Genomic DNA, 20982 nt, shown 5'->3' with positions numbered 1-20982 from the left:
AGGGACGATAAGCGCCTACTGTGGCGAAGCGGGCGCGGTGAATGGTTGACCCTGTTGCTCGCCCACGGTGTGCGCATGGCGTCGGTCGTCTTCGGCGTGCAGGTAGATGCCAGTCGTCTCAATCGACGCATGCCGCAGGTTCTTCTGGATAAAGCGGATATCGGTGCCGGCGTCGGCCTGGTGCGAAGCCGCGGAATGGCGCAGCCAGTGCGTCGAGGCACGCGCCAGCGTCGCCGCGCCGACCGGATCGCTCGTCTCTAACACGGCGGCCGCCCGCCGGAACACTTCCTTCGCGATCAGATAGACCGCTGTCGGCGTGAGGTGCCGCTGCGCGTCGCCGGCAACGCTCAGGATGGCCGGGCTCAGCTCACCGGGCGCCGGCATCGGCAGCAGGCCGTGGAACGCACGATAGCGAGCAAACTCGGCCATCAGGGGTGCCCTTGATATTGCTGCAGTTTGCCGGGATAGCGACCCAGAGTATTCATGCGGGTTTCCGGGCAATGGCCAACACGATAGTCATGTAAATCAATGGGTTACTGACTCAAGATTTTGAATGTCATACGTGGCGCACGAGGCACGTATCAGGCAGCTCATTGCGTCTCCGTGTCCTTGCCGTTAATCTCGGCGGTCCGTCTACCGCTTGGGAGAAAAGCGCGATGGATCACTGGCAACTGGCGTATCTCGGCATGCGACAGATGCCGCGCGAGCTCAGCGAGTTCGAGCTAGCCACTTTCTTCACTTTCTCTCCCAAGGAGCGCGCCCTGATCGACGCACGGCGCAGCCAGCTGTACCGGCTGGCCTGCGCCGTCCACATCGGCTTTGTGCGTATGACGGGCCGCACCCTTGACGCCTCCAAGCAGGTTCCGAAATTTCTCTGGGCATATGTTGGCGCCCAACTCGGCATCACGCCACCGGATATGGGCACGCTGAGCGCCCTCTATGACCGGCGCACCGACACGCTGGTGGACCATCAGATGCTCGCCTATCAGGCGCTCGGTTTCAGCCCGATGGCTGAGCATCAGCGACGCTACGTGACGCGTTGGCTCAAAGAGCGCTTAGCGGGACAACCTAGTCGCAGTGACATGCTGCACGAGCTCAAGCGGTGGCTGTACGAGCATCGTGTTCTGATCCCGCATGACCGTGCGCTGAAACGCCTCATTAGCCAGGCCGTGGAGGTTTCCGAGGCGGCATTGACTGACGCGTTGGTGCTCGCATATGGCGAGGCATCGCTTGACGCTTGGGGGGCATTGCTACCTCGTCCGGAAGGCAATCAAGCAAGTCTGCAGCAATGGCTGTGGGCGGTTCCATTGCGCAGCTCCACGCATCAAATGGGGGAGCTGTTTGACAAGATCGAGCGGCTGTACAAGTTGGGCGTCCAACATCGCTGGCCGGCCGTCTGCAATGAGGCGGTGGTACGGCACTACGCGAGACGTTGCGCCAATCGACCGGCCTCGGTCAGCAAACGCATGGTGCAGCAATCCCGCCGCTTGGAGTCTGCTTGCTTCTTGCGCTATGCCTTGTGTGCTGCCACGGACCAGATGTCGTCCATGCTGCGCCACTGGATCCGCAAATCCGTCAACGACGCAGGACGGCTCATTGACGCTGGCCGGCCGGATCCAGAAATCAAGCTGCGAGAATTTGCGGCAGCCGTCAAAGGGCTCATCGCTGATGACACGCTCACACGAGAAACGCTCTGCCAACAATTGGATGCTTTGGCCGACGCCGCAACGAGCCAGCATCGCCTGCGAAGCCGTGCCAGCATGATTCGAGAGCAACTGCTGTTGCGGCATCGGCTTGCGAGAGCCATGCTGGGCAGGCTGGTCCAGCTGCCATTCGCCACGCAGTCCGCCCATCCAGTGATAGAGGCAATGGAGATCTTGCACAATCTCTATGCGCGGAAGGCTAATTGGCTACCAAATCGGGTTGCCGTGCGCTTCGGGCGAGCCTGGCAGCCAGTACTGGAGGGGCAGGACCGTAAGCGAGCGCTGGCCGCCTTCGAATGGGGAACGCTGTTTGCCCTGCGGGTGGCGCTACGCAATGGCTCGGTATTCCTGGATCACAGCTTCGCCTTCCGCAGCCAAGCAACCATGCTGATTTCCGGCCAGGATTGGCAGGCGCGGCGCAACCACTTCTATGGCCATCTCAAACTGCCGCAGGACGCAAGAGCATTTTTGGAACCTGTGGTCGAGCACCTCGACGCGGGGCTCGCCCGGCTGCGCGATGCCGCCGTGCGGGGCGAGCTAAGGATCGATAGCGCCATCCATGTTGATCCATTAAAGGCGAAGCGGCCCGAAGCTTCGGTTGAGGCCCTGCGGCGTGCGCTATTTGACCGGCACCCAGACGGACAACTGCCTGAAATTCTTCTGGAAATCGACAGCCACACTCATTTCAGTTGGCTTCTGCTGGGGCGAGAACCGTATTCTCGCAGTGAGCTGCTCATGGTCTACGCCGCTGTGCTCGCGCACGGGACCTCGATGTCTGCGACGGACCTCGCTCGCATGGTGCCGGAACTTTCACCAAGCGCGATTCGTCAGATGATGCGATCGTATCGCGGACGAGCGGAAACTGCGTAAAGCCGCTGATTCAGTGCTTGCTTTCATGCATCAGCATCCCATCGCCCGGCATTGGGGGCGCGCCGAGTTGGCGTCTTCCGACATGATGTCGCTGGAGACGACGCGCTCGGTCTGGCAAGCGCGGGCTGACCCACGTCGGCGTACCGCTTCGATTGGGATGTACACCCATGTCCGCGACCGGTGGGGCATTTTCTACGACCAGCCAATCCTCCTGAATGAGAGACAAGCCGGCGCCGCCATCGAGGGCGTGATTCGCCAGAATGGCGGGGAAGACGTAACGCAGCTCGCCGTTGATACCCACGGCTACACCGACTTCGCCATGAGTCTGTCACGGCTGCTCGGCTTCGATCTCTGCCCGCGACTCTCTCATCTGCGTGATCGCCGGCTGCATGTACCCAAAGGCCATGCAGTGCCGCCAGAACTGGCCGCAGTAGCGGACGCCGATGTCCGTCTGGTATTGATCGAACTTGCCTGGGATGAACTGGTCAGGATTGCGGCATCGGTCCAGACCGGCCAATGCACGGCGGTGCAGGCGCTTACACGTTTTGGCGCGGCGGCAAGGGGGCAACACGTGTATGAGGCGGGTGTGCACCTGGGACGGCTATTCCGTACGATTTTCCTCGTCGACTATTTCACCAACACCGCGTTCCGCCAGGAGATGCAGCATGCCTTGAATCGCGGCGAGGCGGTGCACACCGTCCAGCGGGCCATCCACTATGGAAAAATCCCCTTGGAACTAGCTCGGCACGATGCGTCGCTGGCAGCGGTCTCGTCTTCGTTGACGCTGTTGACCAATGCCGTGATGGCTTGGAACACGCTGCACATGCAGGAGGCTCTAGAGGCGATAGAGGCCATCGGAGGAGAATCCATGCGTGCCGAAGACCTGCGCCAGATCGCTCCGACTCGTCTGGAAGGTATCAACTTGCGCGGTACTTTCGATTTTCCGATTGCACGCTACGCGCACCGCCTACCACCGAATGCGACAAGCGTGCAGACAGTACCGTCGACCTGGCGTACAGCATGACCTCATTTACAGGTCTTTGAGCCGATGGAACTTCCCATACGGAACGGCTTTCTCCTAAGCTGATAAGTGGAGGCCGGCCTGTCAGGTTGTTTCGTCTGACGTGCCGGCCATTCCGGCAGCCTTTATAGCTAAACCGTTTGACCGCCAACAGCGAGTCTATTTCCGCAGGTCCACAACGGTGGCCTTGCCGTCGACAGAATCGAACGTCGCCGAGACCTGGTCTCCTTCCTTCAGCCCCTTTAGCATGGCCGGGTCCTTGACCGGGAAAGCCATGGTCATGGCAGACATGCCCAGGTTGGCGATGGGACCATGCTTGAGTGTGATTTTTCCAGTTGCCGCGTCAATCTTCCGCACTTCCGCGGGCACAGGCTGAGGCGCCTTCTTTGCACCCGCCGACGGCGTCATGTCCATGCCTTCCATCGTTGCGGCGGTGCCGGGTAGCGCAGCACCTATAGGGGGCGGTCTCTAGAATGAAGTGCAACACCCTGATGTTAGGGTGTTGGGATGGGACAAAGCTACAGTCAACTGGGTATCGAAGAGCGTAACTGTAGTCATCGCCTGCTAAACGAGGGGTGCAGCCTGCGTCAGGTCGCGAGAGTGGCGGGGCGAAGTCCGTCGACTATTTCACGCGAGGTTGCCCGGGCCGGAGGTCATCGTTCCTACGATGCTGCGAGCGCGCAGGGTATGGCGCTGAGAAGGCGTCGACGTGGGCCGCGCAAGCTGGCAGCAGGCACGGCGCTGCTGAAGCTGGTGAGAGCATGGCTGCGCGTGGGCTATTCACCGCAACAGATTGCAGGCAGACTCCGGCGCATGTATGCCCACCAGCCGGAGTTCCATGTGTCCCACGAGACGATCTACTGCGTGATCTACGCCACGCCGCGCGGTGAGCTGCGCCGCGAGCTAATCGGCAGCCTGCGTAAGGCCCACAAGGAGCGTCGTTCACGGGGCGCGGGGAACGATCGCCGAGGCAAGCTGCAGGATATGCGCTCGATCCACGAGCGGCCCGAGGAGGTGTTCGAGCGGCTGGTGCCTGGGCATTGGGAAGGCGACCTGATCAAGGGCGCGGGCAATCGCAGCGCAGTGGCGACGCTGGTGGAACGCAAGACGCGCTTCGTGGTGTTGGCGAAGATGGACGGTTGCGGGGCGGAGGCAGCGCTGGAGGCGTTGACCAAGAAGTTCCGTCGGGTGCCGCTGGCGCTTCGCAAGAGCCTGACCTACGACCAGGGCAAAGAGATGGCGCATCACGCAGAGCTGACCAGGCGAGTCAGTACCGAAGTGTTCTTTGCCGACCCGCACAGTCCGTGGCAGAGGCCAAGCAACGAGAACATGAACGGACTGGTTCGGGAGTATCTACCGAAAGGCGACGATCTATCGGTCTTCTCGCAGGGGTACTTGAACGGAGTCCCGAAGGCGCTGAATTATCGCCCTCGGGCGGTTCTCGACTTCGCCACTCCCGCCGAAGCCATGGCCGAAGAGATCAACAAATTACGAACTGGTGTTGCATCTCAGACTTGAAACCGCTGTCACGGCCAGCGCTGCCATCTTCTCGCGTTCCGTACTCACGGCACCCTCCTTAATAAGAGATTCAGGTAGCGAATGCCTGGCCGAATTGCCGGGCCCGCTTGACGTCATCGGTATGCAAGTAGATGGACGTGGTCGAAATTGAGGCGTGGCGCAGGTTGTCGCGCACAGCGCTCAGTTCGACAGTAAGCGCCCGGTGAACCCGTCTCGACGGGGCTACGCAGGAAGGACGGAAGCAGTCCAGCGATGTGGCAGGAGCTCCGCGATGTCGGCGGTCTTCTGAGTCGGCAGTCGCGTAAGCACGTCTTTCAGGTAGGCGTACGGATCATGCCCATTGAGCTTCGCCGACTGGATCAGACTCATGACTGCGGCTGCGCGCTGGCCAGCGCGCAGTGAGCCCGCGAACAGCCAGTTCGATCATCCAAGAGCGATAGGCCGTATTTGCCCTTCGATATGATTGTTATCGATGGGCACGGCTGGATCCTCAACGTAGCGCACGAGCGCCGCCCAGCGTTTGAGGCTGTAGTCGATGGCACGCGCGATGGCCGCGCCGTCGGGCACCCTCCGCCTTTGTTCACTAAGCCAGAGATGCAGCGCATCCAGGATTGGTCTGGCCCGCTGCTGTCGCGCTTCCAGGCGTAGTTCTGGCTCGGCGTCCCGCACCTCTCGCTCGATCTCGTAGAGCCCAGCAATGAAGCGCAGCGCCTGGCCAGCCAATTCGCTCTTGTGCTTGTCGTGCAACTCAAAGTACTTACGACGCGCGTGAGCCATGCACCCAATCTCGACGATGCCGCCGCCGAAGCTGGCCTTGTAGCCCGAGAAGTCGTCACATACCAGCTTGCCCAGCCAGCCCCGCCGGAATGCGCGGGCATGTTCGCCGCTGCGGCTGGGGGCAAACTGATAGATCACCGCACGTAATGACGAGAGTTGGCTCGGTGCGTAGGCCCACAGGTAGGCGCGATGCGTCTTGCCGTCGCCTGGCGAGAGCATCTGCACTGGTGTCTCGTCGGCATGCAGTACGCTCTGGGTCAATACCTCCGCCTGCAGTGCATCCACCAGCGGTTGCAGACGCACGCCGCAGATGCCGACCCACGCGCCCAGCGTCGATTGCGGGATCGCCAGGCCGGCGCTTGCGTAGATGCGTTCTTGCCGGTACAGAGGGAGATGGTCGCCGAACTTGGACACCAGCGTATGCGCCAGCAGGCCGGCGGTGGGGATGCCCTTGTCGATGACGTGCGGAGGAACGGGTGCCTGGGTGAGAGTCTCACATTGACCGCATACCCACTTGCCCCGGATATGACGTTCGACCGTGAACACGCCAGGGGTGTAGTCCAGCTTCTCGCTGACGTCTTCGCCAATGCGCTTGAGCGCGCAGCCGCATGTGCAAGTCTCGGACTCCGGCTCGTGACGGATCTCAGTGCGAGGCAATTGGGGTGGAAGTGCTTGGCGCTTCGGCTTGTCCTTGGGCTCCGACCTGGATGAAGGAGTCAGTGCTTCGAGCTCGGCTTCGATTGCCTCAAGGTCTGCATCGAGGGCTTCCTCCAGCAAGCTTGCCTGGGCAGATGTCCCAGCACCAGCGCATCCAGTTGCTCTCGGCACAGCGGCGTCGCGATGGCCGTCATACCGTCGGTCCAGACGAAGCGGCCCTTATTGCGGGATTCATGTTCCGAATCTTGCCAGTTCCCCGTCACTCCAACTATTGGCACAGCCCCCAATGGACGCTCGGCCCTTGTACCAAGCCACGACTAAAGCACGGTGATCGCCTCATCGCGGCCCAGGCGTTGCCAAGGCAGGGTACACCAGCACCTTGATACGCGTCGCGCGCTTGTTCGTGAAGAGATAAGCATGATGCGGTCGGGCGGCTCCGAATACCTTCACCACCCGAGCCAAGACCGTATCTGTTCCCGCTCGCATGTCCAGCGGCTCGGTAGCTAGCCAGATTGCCTCGATGCGGATCAACGCAACCACCCCTGAAGCCATTCGCCACACTCTGCTGCGGCCGATCCTGGCCAACGAATACTGATCGTCGCAGCACCGCGTCGCACTTCGATCTGTATATCCGGTATCGCAGGCGTCGGCGTGGGATCGCCGATCTGCAACGGGATGAACTCGGCTTGGGGTACTGTCATCAATGCACGGGCTTCGCCCGCGCTATCCAACGCTTGGTGTTCAGCGACCCAGCGTCGCAGCAGATTCGCGTTCACGCGATGGTGCAGCGCTACCGCCGCAATCGAAACACCCCGATGCAGGCAGTCCTGGACGGCTTTAGCCTTGAACTCGGCGCTGTGCCGACGTCGGCGTCGCGCTGGTGCGCTCTCTTCGATAGTGTTCACGTGTCCACCAAGAATTTAGATGGACACGATGCTCCTTGCTCTCCTGCTTCCCTTCAAGACGGGTTCACCGGGCGCTTACGTTCGACACCCTTCGCCAGTGCGTGCGTCGCGTGGCTGTGGCGCATCCACTGTCGTATCGCCCGTCGGAGCTTCTCTGCCAACGCTGGATGATCGCCTTCAATCGTGTTCGCTGCGAGCCTGAAGAATCGGTGCATGACTTCCCACAGGCGCAGGGGCGTGATACCGGTTTCGCCACCATCCAGGCTACCGACTATGGGCTTAGGTGGGTTCCAGCGAGCGAGGCTGACAGGGAGCCCGCGCTCCAGCAGGTGGCGTTCCAGCGCCGTCCGCGCCAAGGGCGTCAATGTAACCCTAGCGGGCTTGCCACCTTTGCCGACCAGGTGCAGCCAGTGATCGCCCGCGGCGTCGACGTCGAGATGACGCAACGCGGCATTGGCCAATTCGCTGATCCGCAGTCCCGTCGCGTATCCGAAATCCAGCAGGAAGCGAAGCCGCTGTGCGGCCGCGGCTTGCCAGCCGTACGACCACTCGAGGCCGTTGGCGATGGTGCGCACCAGCAGCCATCTCCATCGGTGAAGGCGTGGGTGATTTCCACGGCCATGGCACGCTGGTTACTGCGCACCTTGATGCCCGCCAAGGGGTTGGCCAGTACATAGCGCTGTTCCACCAACCAGCGGAACAGCGCGCTGAGCACGGTCAGCGCATGGGCGACCGAGCGCGCCGAGAGGTTGTCGACAAACGGGCGCCAGTCCGGCGACGTGTGTGGCCGCGGGGGTCCAACCCAGCACTCGCGCGGCGTGGGTCTGTGCAAAAATGTCCGATAGTCGTTGCATCCTTGGTCGTCAAGGATGAAAGGGCCTTCCCTCGCGCGACGATGGCCCACAGGATCAGCCGTTCGGCTTCCTTGCGATAGGCGCGCTGCGTGGCCGGGGATTTGTGCAGGGCCAGCCAGGCCTGGATGTCCTCGTAATCGTTGTCCATGCCCAGGATGTAGGTCGACAGCGGAGCGCGGAAGGCGCCGGCGGAGCCGTCGACCTCGTGTGGCAGCCGCAGGTGTTCCCACGGTGTCACGATGGCCCGTCGGTCAGCGACGATCAAGGCGCGGGCACGCTCGGTAAGCGCGTGCTTTAGATCACCATCGATATATGGGAGCGCAGCATGCGCGCAGCGGGTAATCGGGCCGACTGATTGTGCATTTCAATTTGAGGCCATTTGCTATGCGGTGCCCCACTGCGACAACAGGTTCCGCATGCTCGTCGCACTCGGCAGCAGCCGATCCCACCACGAGGGCGATGTTGGCGGGTCCCCATACGAGCAAGTCTGGCGCGCGAATTGCTGTTGTTGGAATGGCGTATTTCCAATACGCCGATCAAACTATTCCGAAGGAGATTTGTCATGCCACATGAGGACCTCAGAGCGTGTATTGATGCCTGTCACGCGTGCGCAGTCGCCTGCAATCATTGTGCAGCTTCCTGCCTGCGAGAACGGAACGTCGATGAAATGCGGAAGTGTATAGAGCTCGATATAGACTGTGCACAAATTTGTGCGTTTGCTGCTGCTGCTATGTCTCGCGCAAGCGAACACTCAAAGGAGATTTGCCAGCTATGCGCTCGAATTTGCGAAGAATGCGGTGCTGAATGCGCCAAGCACGCAGCGCAACATTGTCTGGACTGTGCGAAGGCCTGCGAGCGATGCTCGCAAGCGTGCAACAGTATGCAATAACTGACGCCGCAAGGCACCGAGCACCTTTTGTCGGCGCGCCGCGGCAATGTACGGGGATTCTCGCGTCGCGTCCAATGTAACTCACACCAAAACATGTAGAACTTTCATGCTCGAGGCTGGCGGGAGAGCGGCAGGTCGCAGTCCGCTCTTTTGGTCCACTTCTCCGTTCATGTGGCATTTGCAGCTAGCCCGGCGCCAGCTTCTGCGCTCCCTGCACAAACGGACAAAATACTAGTGATCTCGTGGGCGTATCTGAATCCATATCGACTCGTCATCGCTGGAATCCATTACGGGATAATGACGTGGCGGCAATGTCCTGTCAGGCACGCGTCGTGCTTGGAGAATGGGCCAACGACGATCCGCTGCCGGAACTGCAACCGGACTTCGTTGATGCAGTAAGCGCCCAGTCCCCCAGCGCAATTGGCCCGAAGGCCGAGCGCGGGCAGGCCGGGATTTTCCTTGCTGTGCACCTCCCAGCCACGTATCGAACTAGAATTTACGCCGTAACTATTCTGACGCTGCCGAAACAGAGGTGAACGCGCAATGAAAACCTTCGGACTTTCGATCCTTGTCTCGCTGCTCCTTGTGGCAGTAATTGGACTCGGAATCGCGTTCTCGGGCACTTATAGCGTGGCCGCGGATGAACCTGATTGGCGGATCACAGAAAACGTTTTGGCGATGGTGCGTTCCCGCGCCATGGAGCGGCAATCCGACGAACTGCAGCCGCCAAATCTGAACGATGCGCAGCGTATTTTCAAAGGAGCGGGTCAGTATGCTTCTATGTGTGTGGCTTGCCATCGTGCACCAGGCTTACCAGACAATCAGTTAGCGCGTGGACTTTATCCCTCGCCGCCGCGTCTGGATCAGAGCAGGGTCGATCCCAAGCACGCCTTTGTAGTGATCAAACACGGCTTGAAGATGACCGGCATGCCAGCATGGGGCGATGATCACGACGACGAGACAATCTGGGATCTCGTCGCGTTTCTCCAGAAGCTTCCCGCCTTGACGTCCACTCAGTACCGGAACTTGTTCGATCGGTCGTCTAGCGACAACGATGAGTATTTCGGTGGTGAGTTCGCGGGGCCCGGTGAGGCGGGCTCCCGTCAGCCCGCGGCGCAGGCATCCGCCCCATCAGGAACAGCGAATAAGAGAAGCTCCGCAGAGAAGGTCCATGACTCAGGGCAACATTGATTGTTTCGCACGCACTCCCACAAGTACCTGCTGGGGAAACCGAAAAAAGTGGCATTCTGAAGAACTCGGTCCACAGATGAGGCTGACGCAATCATTGGCATAATCGGCATATGAAATCGCCCGCGATGCCCGCGTACGATAGGGATTCCAAGGCTGCCGTGTCTATTTTCGTCTCTTTATCTTCTTATTACGCTTGCGCGTTGTGTTGCTGGGGTTGCGCGTTCGCGAGGCGGCACCATACCGGCGCATCACATACCAGGCGAAGAGTCCAAGCATAGCCAAGATGGCGGCCAACGCGAAGAGGACGACAACCGCAACGTCATGTGGCAACTCTAAAGGGGGGCGGTGCACGACAGTATTTAATTGAGTTTTGGCCGATCGGGAACTCTGTGCAATGGCAACCCGAATCGAATAGCTAGATATTAACGGGCCATGCCAGATGGAAGTGCACGGCCGGTGGAAGCAACCGTGCGCCTTGGGTTGGAAGGCTACTTGCGCTGCATGTCGACAACAGTCGCTGTACCGTCCACCTTGTCGAAGGTCACCGACACCGCGTCACCCACTTTGAATTTTGTAAGCCAGCTGCGATCTTTGACCGGAAACGCCATCGTCATTCCGGGCATACCCAGATTCTCGATTGGACCGTGCTTAAGCGTAACTTTCCCCGCTTGCGTATCGATTTTCTTGACTTCCGCGGACACCGGTTGGCGCATTTGTTGAGAGGCGATTGGCGCCTTCATGTCCATGCCATCCATTGAACCTGCGGCAAATGCGGCTGGGGCGGCAGTCGTGGCAAGGGCGAACATCAGCGTCTTAAGATGTTTCATTGCGATTCCTCCTGAGATGTGAGGTTTGTGGAAATGGCACTCCGCTTGGTCTGACGGCGCCGTAGCAACAGGTAGACCGCGGGGACCACGAACAAGGACAGCAGGGGTGCCGTGACCATTCCGCCGACCATTGGGGCAGCGATGCGCTGCATCACTTCTGAGCCTGTGCCATGCGACCACATAATGGGAAGCAGACCGGCGAGAATCACAGCCACGGTCATTGCCTTAGGCCGGACACGCAGCACCGCGCCTTCCTGGATGGCATCGAGTAGGGCCGCCGTATCGCTCTGCCCGTCCTCAAGCCTTTCCTGCCAGGCATGCTTCAGGTAGAGCAGCATGATGACGCCGAATTCCGCTGCGACCCCCGCGAGTGCGATAAAGCCCACAATTCCTGCGACCGACAAGTTGTACCCAAGCAGATAGAGTAGCCAAAAGCCACCAATCAATGCCAGCGGCAGGGTACCCATTATGAGCAGTGCCTCGTCCAGCCGTCCAAATACCAAGAAAAGCAACACGAAGATGATCAGCAAAGTGAACGGCACCACCACCTTTAATTTAGCGGTGGCGCGCTCAAGATACTCGAACTGGCCTGACCAACTCAGCGCGTAGCCGGCTGGCATCGGCACCGCTTTAGCGACTGCCTCCTGCATGTCTTGCACGGCTGAGCGCAGATCCCTGCCGCGAATGTCGACGTAGATCCACCCGGAGAGCCGTGCATTTTCACTGCGTAGCATTGGCGGTCCTTGTACGATCTGAATGCGCGCAACGTCAGCTAGCGTGATTTGCAACCCCTTGTCGGTCACGATCGGCAGAAGACGTAGTTGCTCAATAGAGTCCCGATAGTCACGCGGATACCGCATATTGATAGGAAAGCGCGCGAGTCCGTCGACCACCTCGCCGACATTCTCACCGCCGATGGCCGACGACACGATCGCTTGAACGTCTTCGATGTTTAGGCCGTACCGGCCCGCGGCGCCCCGGTCAATATCGACGTCGATGTAGCGCCCGCCCGTAAGCCGCTCGGCCAGCGCGGACGTGACGCCTGGAACCGTCTTAACTACCTCTTCGATGCGCGTGGCTAGGAGGTCAATCTCCTTCAGGTCCGTGCCGGCGACCTTGATCCCCACGGGGCTTTTGATCCCGGTCGCGAGCATGTCGATGCGGTTGCGGATCGGCGGTACCCAAATGTTAGATAGTCCTGGAACTCTGACAACGCGATCGAGCTCTTCTACCAGCTTGTCGGTGGTCATGCCCACGCGCCACTGGTCCTTGGGCTTGAACTGAATGGTGGTCTCGAACATTTCAATCGGCGCTGGATCCGTGGCGGTGTCCGCGCGCCCCGCCTTGCCATACACTGTAGCGACCTCCGGCACGGTCTTGATGAGCCGATCGGTTTGCTGGAGGAGCTGAGCGGCCTTGCCCGCGGACAAACCTGGCAACGCCGAGGGCATGTAAAGCAAATCGCCTTCATCCAAAGGCGGCATGAATTCGCCGCCAATACGCATAATGGGCCATGCGGTGGCGACAAGCAGCATCGCCGCAATTGCCAAGGTGGTCTTCGGATAGGTAAGCACCTTAGCGAGTAACGGCTGGTAGCCGCGAATCAGCCAGCGATTGAGCGGGTTAGCCTGCTCCGATGGGATCGTGCCGCGGATCATGTACCCCATCAGCACCGGTACCAGAGTGACAGACAACCCCGCAGCGGCCGCCATGGAATAGGTTTTCGTAAAGGCCAGTGGCGAGAAAAGCCTGCCCTCCTGTGCCTCCAGCGTAAATACGGGAATAAACGACAGCGTGATGATCAACAACGAGAAGAAAAGGGCCGGTCCGACTTCAGCCGCGGAGTCGCCAATGACGCGCCAGCGCTCTTGGATGCTGAGTTCGCGTCGGGGATTGTCGGCATGCCAGTGTTCGAGATGCTTGTGCGCATTCTCGATCATGACCACCGCGGCATCTACCATCGCGCCGATGGCGATAGCAATTCCACCAAGTGACATGATGTTGGCGTTCACCCCTTGGTAGCGCATTACTAGGAAAGCCGCCAGCACGCCTAGCGGCAGCGAGACAATGGCCACCAGCGCGGAGCGTAGGTGAAATAAGAACACCAAGCAGACTAGGGCCACGACCGCAAATTCTTCGATCAGCTTGGTGGTGAGGTTTTCCACCGCCCGTTTGATCAGTGCTGAGCGATCGTAGGTGGTGACGATCTCGACGCCCTTTGGCAAACTTTTCTGTAAGGTGGCGAGCTTGGCCTTGACCGCCTCAATGGTCTCCAAGGCATTTTTGCCGGAGCGTAGCACGATGACGCCGCCTGCAACTTCGCCCTGGCCATTCAGTTCGGCAATGCCACGCCGCATCTCGGGGCCAAGCTGCACGGTGGCAACGTCGCCCAGCCGTACCGGGATACCCGCGTCATTGGTCACCAACGGAATCTGGCGAAAGTCGTCCAGTGTTTTCAGATAACCGGTCGCCCGGACCATGTACTCGGCTTCGCCCAACTCCAGCACCGAGCCGCCGGTTTCCTGGTTGGCTCCCTTGAGCGCTTCCAGCACCTTGGCTTGCGACAGGTTATAGGCGCGCATCCGATCCGGGATCAGCACGATCTGGTACTGTTTGACCATGCCACCGAGCGAAGCCACTTCGGCGACGTTGGGCAAGGACTTGAGTTCGAAGCGCAGGAACCAGTCCTGCAGCCCTCTTAGCTGGCTGAGGTCATGCTGACCGGTTTTGTCTACCAAGGCATACTCATAGATCCAGCCGACGCCGGTTGCGTCGGGCCCAAGCGCGGGTTTCGCGGCAGCCGGCAGCCGCGATTGCACCTGGTTCAGGTATTCGAGCACGCGGGAACGTGCCCAGTAGAGGTCGGTCCCGTCTTCGAACAGCACATAGACATAGGAGTCACCGAAGAACGAGTAGCCGCGCACGGTCTTGGCGCCCGGCACCGACAGCATGGTTGTCGTGAGCGGATAGGTCACTTGGTTTTCCACAATCTGGGGCGCCTGACCAGGAAATGGAGTGCGGATAATCACTTGTACATCAGACAGGTCGGGCAGGGCATCAAGCGGCGTACTCTGTACCGCCCAGAGGCCCCATGCGGTCACCATGACAGTGGCGAGCAGCACCAGGAAACGATTGCGGATGGAGGCGAGAATGAGTCGGGCAATCATCGCGTCGCTCCAGCATCAGCGACGGCCGATTCGACCGTGGATAGGGTTGCCACGCCGTCCTTGTCCAGTCGGAAGCGAAACCGGACCTGATCTCCAGGCTTAAATCCCTTGGGCATGCCGGCTGGCGGCGCGCCGAACTCCATGGTCATGGCACCCCACTGCGCCGATGGAATGGGGCCGTGGGAGATCGTCATGCTCTGCTCGGTGACGGTCTCAATTCGGCCGACGCCTTGATGTTCCGGTCCGGACGCTGCTGCGGCGCCAGCGCCCGACGCGGCCGTGGGCGCGCTCATGCGCTGTGCGGTGCCGCGCAGGCTTGCCTCTGAGTCGATCAGGAACTGTCCGGACACGACCACCTCCTCGCCCGCTTTGAGGCCCTCAATGATTTCGGTTTGGCCACCCGCAGCCGCGCCGGTCTTGACTTCGACTGGGTTGAATCCGCCTTGGCCGGATGCCACCATCGCGATCGTGCGCGTACCGGTGCGAATCAACGCCTCGGTTGGCACCAGCAGGCGATCCGGTCCTGGCCCGGCGTCAAAGCGCACCGATACAAACATGCCGGGCAGGAGCCGACGCGCTTTGTTCTGCAACTCGATGCGGACCTTGACTGTGCGGGTGCCGGCGCTGATGTCCGGCAGGATGGCATCGACCTTGCCCGCCAGTGGGTCGCCGGGCCAGGCTGCCGCCGTGGCGGAGACCGGCTGGCCGGGGCGCAACGGGGCCGCCTGGCTCTCAGGCACCTCGGCGATGACCCACACAGTTGCAAGGCTCGCGATACGGAAGAGAGTCGTCCCCGCGGAGACCGTCATGCCATCGCGCGCACCGACCTCGGTGACGATGCCGTCAACCGAACTGGCGATCGTTAGCTGTGGCTGCAGTTTGCCGGTGGACTGCACTAACCGGATATGGCTTTCGGTCATGCCGACCTGACGCATGCGCGCAATCGCGGCCTCACGCAGGTCCTGCTGTATGCTGCCGTCCATCCGGCTAACCGCCAGGTACTCTTCTTGAGCGGCGACCCACTCTGGCGCGTAGATTTGCGCAAGCGCTTGGCCTTTGCGGACCGGATCAAGGGTGGTCCGGGCATAGGCGGCTTCCACGAATCCGCTAGTACGAGCCTGCAATACTTCGATGCCGCGTTCATTGATCGCGACATTGCCTGGTACCTGTAAAGCCGCCTCCAGTCGGCCAGTTTTCACCTCGGCCGTACGAATGCCGAGATTCTGGGTTACGCGGCTGTCAATTGTGACGGCCGCGCCGGCGCTGGCTTCTTCATACACAGGTGACAACGGCATGTCCATGTACGGCGACTTGCCCGGCTTGTCAAAGCGCTGTCCCGGCACCATCGGGTCGTGCCAGTAGAGTATGCGCTTGCCGGTCTTCCGGTCGATGTCGCCCGCCTTGAGCGTGACACCGCTGGCGCTCATGGCGTCGCTGTCGGAGCTTGCCGATTCGTGCGCCTGCTGACGCCCTTGCTGTTGACCGAGATAGTAAGCTAACCCAACGCTTGTCAGCACCATCAGGCCTGTCACGGTCCGGGCAATCGTGATCTTGTTCATGGTTGAGCTCCTTGCAGCGACGGATTCTGGGCGGCAGTGGGTAACGGCATCAGGAAGGTCAATTCGGCCCAGAGCCGGGCGCTAGAAGCCTCAAGCTGCAGGCGCTCCAGCGAGATGTTGAGCGCCTTGCGGCTGGCATCGGCGACAGCGGTTAGGGTGCCGGCTCCCGTGCGATAGGCCGTCATGGCTGCTTCGGTCTGGGCCTTGGCCAGCGGCACGGTGGCGCTGCGAAAGCGCTCGATCCGCACCTGGTTGAGCCCCAGCTCTTCTTGCCTGCCGCGCAACTGTCCAATCAAGCTGCGGCGCACGACTTCGGATTGCGCACGCGCCGCATCGGCCTGGGCCAGCTTCGCGGCCAACTCCCGATCCTGGCGGTGCTTCTGGTCCCACGGAAGCGGTAGTGAGACGTTGAGCGACACCATGTTGGAATAGGCGGGGCCGCGCTGGCTGTACATCAGCTCTACGCTTACGTCGGGAATTTTGTTCTCCCGTGCGACGCGGCCTTCTGCTTCCGCGATGGCTACTAGAGCATCGGCGGTTGCCACGTCGGGCAACTGCGCCACGCCGTCGGCATCCAGTGTCTTGAGCCAGGCCGGAGCCTCCAGGCCCGGGCGTTCGCCCAGGGGGCGCTCTGCGGCCTCGCCGACCCAGCGGCGCAACATCGCGCGGGCCGATGCCAGCGTGGCGTGCGCCTCGTCTTCGCGATCCTGCAGTTGCCTGAGTTCCAGTTCAGCGGTCAGGATGTCGGCGCGGGAACCGCGGTTGCCACGATAGGCAGCCTGCGCCGCTTCAACCATCAGTTTGATGGACTGTGCCTGTTCGGTGAGCACGCTGTAGACGCGTTCAGCGTACCAGCTGTCCAGCCAGGCCGTTGCGGCGCCGCGCTGCACCGTGGCGAGCGCCGCCGTACGCTGAGCCTCTGCCGACGAGGCCTCGGCCTCGAAACGCTGAGCGCGAGCCTCGCGCTTCGCTGACCGGGTGAATTCCTGCATCACGCTGATCGAGCGCATCGTCATTGATTCCGTTCCGAGGGTAAACCGGTCGGGTCCGTTCGCCGGCACGTTATTGACTCCGACTTTCAGCACTGGGTCCGGCAATTGCCGGCCAGCGACCGCCATCTCGATGGCAGACTGGACCGCCGAGCGCGATGTTTCGGCATCCGTCGAGCGGGACGACGCAAGCGCCACCGCTTCCTGCAAGGAGAGTGCAGCCGCAGGTTGGGCCCAGACGGAATGGGCAGCGGACAATAGCGCAAGGGCGAGTGTCAGCTGGCACCCAGACGCAAAGGGAGAAAGCAAATGCATATAGCCTCCGCAAAACAACGACCACCCTGAACGCCATGGTTCAAGGCACGAGAGTAGGCGTTGCTTCGGCGGCTAGTTTCGGAAACAGCAGTGGAGAATGGGAAGGGGGCGAGGGGGGGGCCGTGGAACCGCGTCTGCATAGGCCGCTCGCTGGATGGTGAGTACCGGCACCAACGCTGGCTCAACGAAATTGACGAGCACGGGCTGGAACGAAGGAATCTGCGGGCTGGCATGGTCGGCCGACTTGGAGCCAAACTGGCAGTGCTCCAAACACAAGCCATCATGGGCAGCAGGCGCTTTGGCCTTCTGCGTCATATCCGGACAGGACTCTGTCATGCCGGCCATGACCGCCATCCTTTCCATCGAATACCGGCTGCCCGCACAGGCGTAGGCCGCCGCTGCCAGCTGAACTGTCAGGAATATACTCAACAGGAATGCGGCAAGCCAAAGCCGGTAGATGCGGGTACGCACGTGGAAATCTCGTTTGAAGCGAATGGTAACAGCGTTTGGCCGCTTTCAGCACTTGTCCGAGCATCGGTTTGCCGCAGGTCAAACGCCACCCGCTTGAGATAAAAGCCCGTTGGAGGCGCTCCGATGCGCCACCCCAAACACAGCGCATCGGAGAAAGCCCGTTACTTGGGCTGACCCATCATTTCCCTGCACTTTTGCATCGTGGCGGCTTGGTCTCGCGTCATCGCGGTATTGTCCCCTGTCTGCCGTGCCTTCGAGTGTTGCGCCTCAGTTCGCTTAGCGTCGCGAGCCTTTTCTATCACATACCAGTCCGGGCCGGCGACGGCGGATAGCGAGAGTCCAAGGACGACAGCACCCACAAGAGCGTGAAGGAGAGATTTCATGATGTTCCTCGTTCGGAGTAAGCAGCACGCCCCGCTTAGCAGCAAGCGGTCGGCAACACTGTGAATGTAAAAGGCCAGCCAGGAGCGCGCTGGTGTGGCACCCAGTGCAGCATTCCTGTGTAGTGAAATCGTGCTACGAACAGATCTATTTGGGCGGGCGCTCGAGGCGGGGCGGAACGGCGGATTGATACGAAAATTCCGGATGCGCAACCAACACACTGATCCAGGCACCCGTGACCGATCCGGTGCTCACCGGCATGCCAGCGAGGACCGCACAAGCCGAGGCCGTGCAGGGAAGACCAGACGGGCCGCTAACATTCCGATTATCGGCGCAGCTGGATTGACTGATGCAATCAGGCGAACTTCCGGTCTCGACACTGACATTCGCTGCTCGAACGGGCATGCCTGTCGACATTTCGGCGATGACGGCAATACAGCAACTGCGCAATGGCCCGGACTGAGCCCGGAGGGGCAAAGTCAGTACCAAAGCTAGCACTATGACGACACGCCAAAGCTGATTCATGGGCTTACGCATTAGGCCTCCGAGCGGACGCGAGGTAGCGTCGTCGCAGGAGCCGTATTAAGTATAGAAACTTATGCTCCGCGAGGCACTGCGGATTCCGACGAAATTCCGCCTGCAGAAAGGGAAAAAGCGAACGACAAATAGACGTCATCGAGCAAGCGCTCGTTGTCGCCGGCTAATTGTTCCAGGGCCGCTAGCAGGTGGTCGGCCACGCGGTATTGTTGGAGTTCACACGCCAATCGGAACGCAACAAACACTTCATCAAGTAACGTTTGCGCTACAGACATCATGATTTCCCCCTGGTTGGTTAGGTGGTGCGGCCAGAGCGTGATCGCCGCGAAGTGGTGCACATTTGCACTATGGACCTTCTCATGATGGCAAGGTCAAGTAGTGCGTCGGCTGGCTTAACAAAAACCGGTAAGCGCAAAGTTTCCGCCGGGGGGAGAGAGCGAACTGTCCCCCAATCGCTCCATCATGACAAACATGATTTCTCCTCTGCCTTGGATGATGGCAGTCCGCTGTGGCGGTATATTCAGCAACTTTTACTTCACGATGCTGTGCATTGTCCGTCGTCACAAGCTGGCCGTTCTCGGCGGGGAAAGGCGATGACTTCGGGTCAGCGCGTATTACGCGACCATTACAGGGGAGTCATTGAATTCGACTCGAGTGTCACTGCCGAGCCAATAGCGTTACAAGCGCTCACACTTGTAGGGAAATGCGAACACAGCGGGCAGTGCCAAAGACATATGCTTCCATCCGCTACAAACACAAAGGATAAAACATGAAAAAGCTTCCCATCTTGGTCGGAACCGCGCTGGCCATTGGATTCGGTTATGCCACCGCGCAGACGCACGACGGTTACGGCGAGAAAGATGTCTACTGGTTACGCTCGGCGGGCGCCGCGCATCATGTGCCTGCGGTCGCGGTGGCACATGATGCGCGACCTTTCTACGGGCATGGTCCCGCTCTGCACGATTCGTATCGCCAGCCCCATCACCGTGTCGAACATGGGCGACGCGAGCTTGATCGTCGCCCGCGAGATGGCTCTCACGGTTCACCAGGCCACTGATTTACTCGCCTGCCGGCTGGTCGTTTGAGTTGCCTGCAGGCTTGCGGACGCCGGGCGCGCGGCATTGGGACTTCATACATGAGTGAATGCGTTTATCGAGGCGCCGCTTCCAGATCTTGGCGGCCTCGTTACTGCGACGCAGGGCGGTCGTTTGAAGACGTCCAGGGTGCCGAGTCTGTCATGTCCCCGTCATTCTAATGACAGGAGTCTTCTGTAGACTCCCGCCATCAATAGATGCTGATGCCGCCGGATGAAAAAGCTGTTGCGACACCTCTCGCTTTGGCTCCTTGTATTGACGTTGCCGGTTCAGAGCGTTGGCGCAGCGGCTACTCTTTCGTGCAGCGAGCTGACCGAGCTGAGGCACGGTGCCGGCTATACTTCCCTTGCCGTCATTGACGTCACTCACGAGGTGAACGCACACTGCGATCCGAGTTCGCATCACCGTTCGCTAAACAAAACGCACGGCAAGGCCCGCGGCTGTCAAGCTTGTTCTGCCTGCTCGGCCGCCTCGCCACTTGCTCTCGTTGCCTTCTTGGGGGCTCAAGCATTGTCCCTGAACGGCGTGCCACCGGCGTCTGTCCCGTGGATATTTGCGAGCACAACTCCTGAGACGGTGCTCCGCCCGCCCTCTCGCCATCTCTGAAGCCTCCCACGCAACCACTGGGTTGGCTACCTCCACCTCTTAGACGTCGTCCTTCGGCCTGATCGAAGACGAAACAAGCCTGCCTGCACCCGTCCCTGCGCGAGCGAGGCAGCGCAATTATGTTGCGGTGCGCGATGTGTCGCTTGGCTGTGTCGCGCGCGCACGATATTGGAGAGACAGCGATGCGCATCTGTAATCAATGCAAGGCCCCGCTCGAAATTGACGTGTGGGCGTGCACCGCATGCAATTGGCAGCCTCATGTTCTCGCGGGCGTGCACTGTCTGGCACCGGCCATGATGGTCGACCACGATGGCTTTCACGAACCGCTCTTCGTTGAATACGAGAGGCTCGAAGCGACGCACTTCTGGTTCGTCTATCGCCGTAAACTGATCCTAGAAGCGCTGCAGCGCTACTTTCCGGCTTTGCGCTCGTTCATGGACGTCGGTTGTGGGACCGCTGAGAATCTGCGCGCGATCGAGGCCCGCTTCCCTCGTGCACGCCTGGTCGGCGGCGAGGCATCGTTGCACGCCCTGATGCAGGGGCAGCGCAAATGCAAAGCTCAGTTGTTGCAGATGGATGTCCGTGCTATTCCGTACATCGACGCATTCGATGTTCTGGGTGCATTTGACGTCCTAGAACACGTCGGTGGAC

General features: G+C 60.5%; 14 protein-coding genes and 5 pseudogenes. 6 read left to right on the top strand and 13 right to left on the bottom strand.

Going from position 1 to position 20982, the window contains the following annotated elements; all coding sequences use genetic code 11:
- Window positions 1–15: 15 nt before the first annotated feature.
- Window positions 16–432 (bottom strand): annotated as a pseudogene (locus tag WD006_RS28310) (tyrosine-type recombinase/integrase); the annotation flags it as partial.
- 224 nt (window positions 433–656) lie between these two features.
- On the opposite strand from WD006_RS28310, the pseudogene WD006_RS28305 reads away from it, so the two are divergent.
- Window positions 657–3597: pseudogene (locus WD006_RS28305) on the top strand (Tn3 family transposase).
- Window positions 3598–3753: 156 nt separating this feature from the next.
- Here WD006_RS28305 and WD006_RS28300 read toward each other — a convergent pair.
- On the bottom strand, window positions 3754–4017 hold the full coding sequence (locus WD006_RS28300) for a copper-binding protein (RefSeq protein ID WP_011229361.1): 264 nt from the start codon (window positions 4015–4017) through the stop codon (window positions 3754–3756).
- Window positions 4018–4101: 84 nt separating this feature from the next.
- Between WD006_RS28300 and WD006_RS28295 the strand changes: the two genes are divergently transcribed.
- Entirely contained in the window at window positions 4102–5112 is a 1011-nt protein-coding gene (locus WD006_RS28295) for an IS30-like element ISRme10 family transposase (protein WP_011229360.1), read from the top strand.
- Between the two features lie 70 nt (window positions 5113–5182).
- On the opposite strand, the pseudogene WD006_RS28290 reads toward WD006_RS28295, so the two are convergent.
- The 5 genes and pseudogenes from WD006_RS28290 to WD006_RS28270 all read right to left on the bottom strand — a co-directional run.
- Window positions 5183–5299 (bottom strand): annotated as a pseudogene (locus WD006_RS28290) (site-specific integrase); the annotation flags it as partial.
- 35 nt (window positions 5300–5334) lie between these two features.
- Window positions 5335–6678: pseudogene (tnpC, locus tag WD006_RS28285) on the bottom strand (IS66 family transposase); the annotation flags it as partial.
- Between the two features lie 204 nt (window positions 6679–6882).
- Window positions 6883–7098: an IS66 family insertion sequence element accessory protein TnpB gene (tnpB, locus tag WD006_RS28280; RefSeq protein ID WP_080672772.1), complete on the bottom strand. Its 216-nt coding sequence runs from the start codon at window positions 7096–7098 to the stop codon at window positions 6883–6885.
- Window positions 7074–7451, bottom strand: a complete 378-nt coding sequence (gene tnpA, locus WD006_RS28275) for an IS66-like element accessory protein TnpA (RefSeq protein ID WP_011229357.1) — start codon at window positions 7449–7451, stop codon at window positions 7074–7076. The genes tnpB and tnpA overlap by 25 nt, the downstream gene beginning before the upstream one ends.
- 80 nt (window positions 7452–7531) lie before the next feature.
- A pseudogene (locus WD006_RS28270) lies at window positions 7532–8591 on the bottom strand (tyrosine-type recombinase/integrase); the annotation flags it as partial.
- 276 nt (window positions 8592–8867) lie between these two features.
- On the opposite strand from WD006_RS28270, the gene WD006_RS28265 reads away from it, so the two are divergent.
- Window positions 8868–9194 carry a four-helix bundle copper-binding protein gene (locus WD006_RS28265; protein WP_080672870.1) on the top strand — a complete coding sequence of 109 codons (327 nt, stop codon included), beginning with the start codon at window positions 8868–8870 and terminating at the stop codon, window positions 9192–9194.
- Window positions 9195–9737: 543 nt separating this feature from the next.
- Window positions 9738–10385 carry a c-type cytochrome gene (locus WD006_RS28260; protein WP_017515734.1) on the top strand — a complete coding sequence of 216 codons (648 nt, stop codon included), beginning with the start codon at window positions 9738–9740 and terminating at the stop codon, window positions 10383–10385.
- A gap of 488 nt (window positions 10386–10873) precedes the next feature.
- Here the strand turns inward: WD006_RS28260 and WD006_RS28255 are convergent, their stop codons facing one another.
- The 6 genes from WD006_RS28255 to WD006_RS28230 form a co-directional block, all read right to left on the bottom strand.
- Entirely contained in the window at window positions 10874–11212 is a 339-nt protein-coding gene (locus WD006_RS28255) for a copper-binding protein (protein WP_029306654.1), read from the bottom strand.
- Window positions 11209–14379, bottom strand: coding sequence for an efflux RND transporter permease subunit (locus WD006_RS28250; protein WP_029306655.1), 3171 nt, complete (start codon window positions 14377–14379; stop codon window positions 11209–11211). The genes WD006_RS28255 and WD006_RS28250 overlap by 4 nt, the downstream gene beginning before the upstream one ends.
- Window positions 14376–15938, bottom strand: coding sequence for an efflux RND transporter periplasmic adaptor subunit (locus tag WD006_RS28245; protein WP_017515126.1), 1563 nt, complete (start codon window positions 15936–15938; stop codon window positions 14376–14378). The genes WD006_RS28250 and WD006_RS28245 overlap by 4 nt, the downstream gene beginning before the upstream one ends.
- Window positions 15935–17242, bottom strand: a complete 1308-nt coding sequence (locus tag WD006_RS28240; protein WP_024569968.1) for a TolC family protein — start codon at window positions 17240–17242, stop codon at window positions 15935–15937. The genes WD006_RS28245 and WD006_RS28240 overlap by 4 nt, the downstream gene beginning before the upstream one ends.
- A 72-nt stretch (window positions 17243–17314) precedes the next feature.
- The gene (locus WD006_RS28235) at window positions 17315–17713 is read right to left on the bottom strand and encodes a hypothetical protein (RefSeq protein ID WP_029306656.1); all 399 of its coding nucleotides are present in this window, start codon (window positions 17711–17713) and stop codon (window positions 17315–17317) included.
- Window positions 17714–18690: 977 nt separating this feature from the next.
- Window positions 18691–18909, bottom strand: a complete 219-nt coding sequence (locus WD006_RS28230) for a hypothetical protein (RefSeq protein ID WP_141192960.1) — start codon at window positions 18907–18909, stop codon at window positions 18691–18693.
- Window positions 18910–19551: 642 nt separating this feature from the next.
- On the opposite strand from WD006_RS28230, the gene WD006_RS28225 reads away from it, so the two are divergent.
- Window positions 19552–19716: a hypothetical protein gene (locus WD006_RS28225; protein WP_156149798.1), complete on the top strand. Its 165-nt coding sequence runs from the start codon at window positions 19552–19554 to the stop codon at window positions 19714–19716.
- 908 nt (window positions 19717–20624) lie between these two features.
- Window positions 20625–20982: class I SAM-dependent methyltransferase (locus tag WD006_RS28220; RefSeq protein WP_029306657.1), on the top strand; the 358-nt coding region annotated here is incomplete at its 3' end.

Source organism: Cupriavidus sp. Met-2 (genome assembly GCF_049843575.1).
Taxonomy (GTDB): Bacteria; Pseudomonadota; Gammaproteobacteria; order Burkholderiales; family Burkholderiaceae; genus Cupriavidus; species Cupriavidus metallidurans.
The sequence above is the reverse complement of the archived record's forward strand: the minus strand, read 5'-3'. Positions and strand labels throughout refer to the sequence as shown.

What these genes read in the sequence shown, in the direction of transcription:
- WD006_RS28300 (WP_011229361.1), bottom strand. Translation starts at nt 4,017, where the DNA reads ATGGAAGGCATGGACATGACGCCGTCGGCGGGTGCAAAGAAGGCGCCT.
- WD006_RS28295 (WP_011229360.1), top strand. Translation starts at nt 4,102, where the DNA reads ATGGGACAAAGCTACAGTCAACTGGGTATCGAAGAGCGTAACTGTAGT.
- tnpB (WP_080672772.1), bottom strand. Translation starts at nt 7,098, where the DNA reads ATGGCTTCAGGGGTGGTTGCGTTGATCCGCATCGAGGCAATCTGGCTA.
- WD006_RS28265 (WP_080672870.1), top strand. Translation starts at nt 8,868, where the DNA reads ATGCCACATGAGGACCTCAGAGCGTGTATTGATGCCTGTCACGCGTGC.
- WD006_RS28260 (WP_017515734.1), top strand. Translation starts at nt 9,738, where the DNA reads ATGAAAACCTTCGGACTTTCGATCCTTGTCTCGCTGCTCCTTGTGGCA.
- WD006_RS28255 (WP_029306654.1), bottom strand. Translation starts at nt 11,212, where the DNA reads ATGAAACATCTTAAGACGCTGATGTTCGCCCTTGCCACGACTGCCGCC.
- WD006_RS28250 (WP_029306655.1), bottom strand. Translation starts at nt 14,379, where the DNA reads ATGATTGCCCGACTCATTCTCGCCTCCATCCGCAATCGTTTCCTGGTG.
- WD006_RS28245 (WP_017515126.1), bottom strand. Translation starts at nt 15,938, where the DNA reads ATGAACAAGATCACGATTGCCCGGACCGTGACAGGCCTGATGGTGCTG.
- WD006_RS28240 (WP_024569968.1), bottom strand. Translation starts at nt 17,242, where the DNA reads ATGCATTTGCTTTCTCCCTTTGCGTCTGGGTGCCAGCTGACACTCGCC.
- WD006_RS28230 (WP_141192960.1), bottom strand. Translation starts at nt 18,909, where the DNA reads ATGATGTCTGTAGCGCAAACGTTACTTGATGAAGTGTTTGTTGCGTTC.
- WD006_RS28225 (WP_156149798.1), top strand. Translation starts at nt 19,552, where the DNA reads ATGATGCGCGACCTTTCTACGGGCATGGTCCCGCTCTGCACGATTCGT.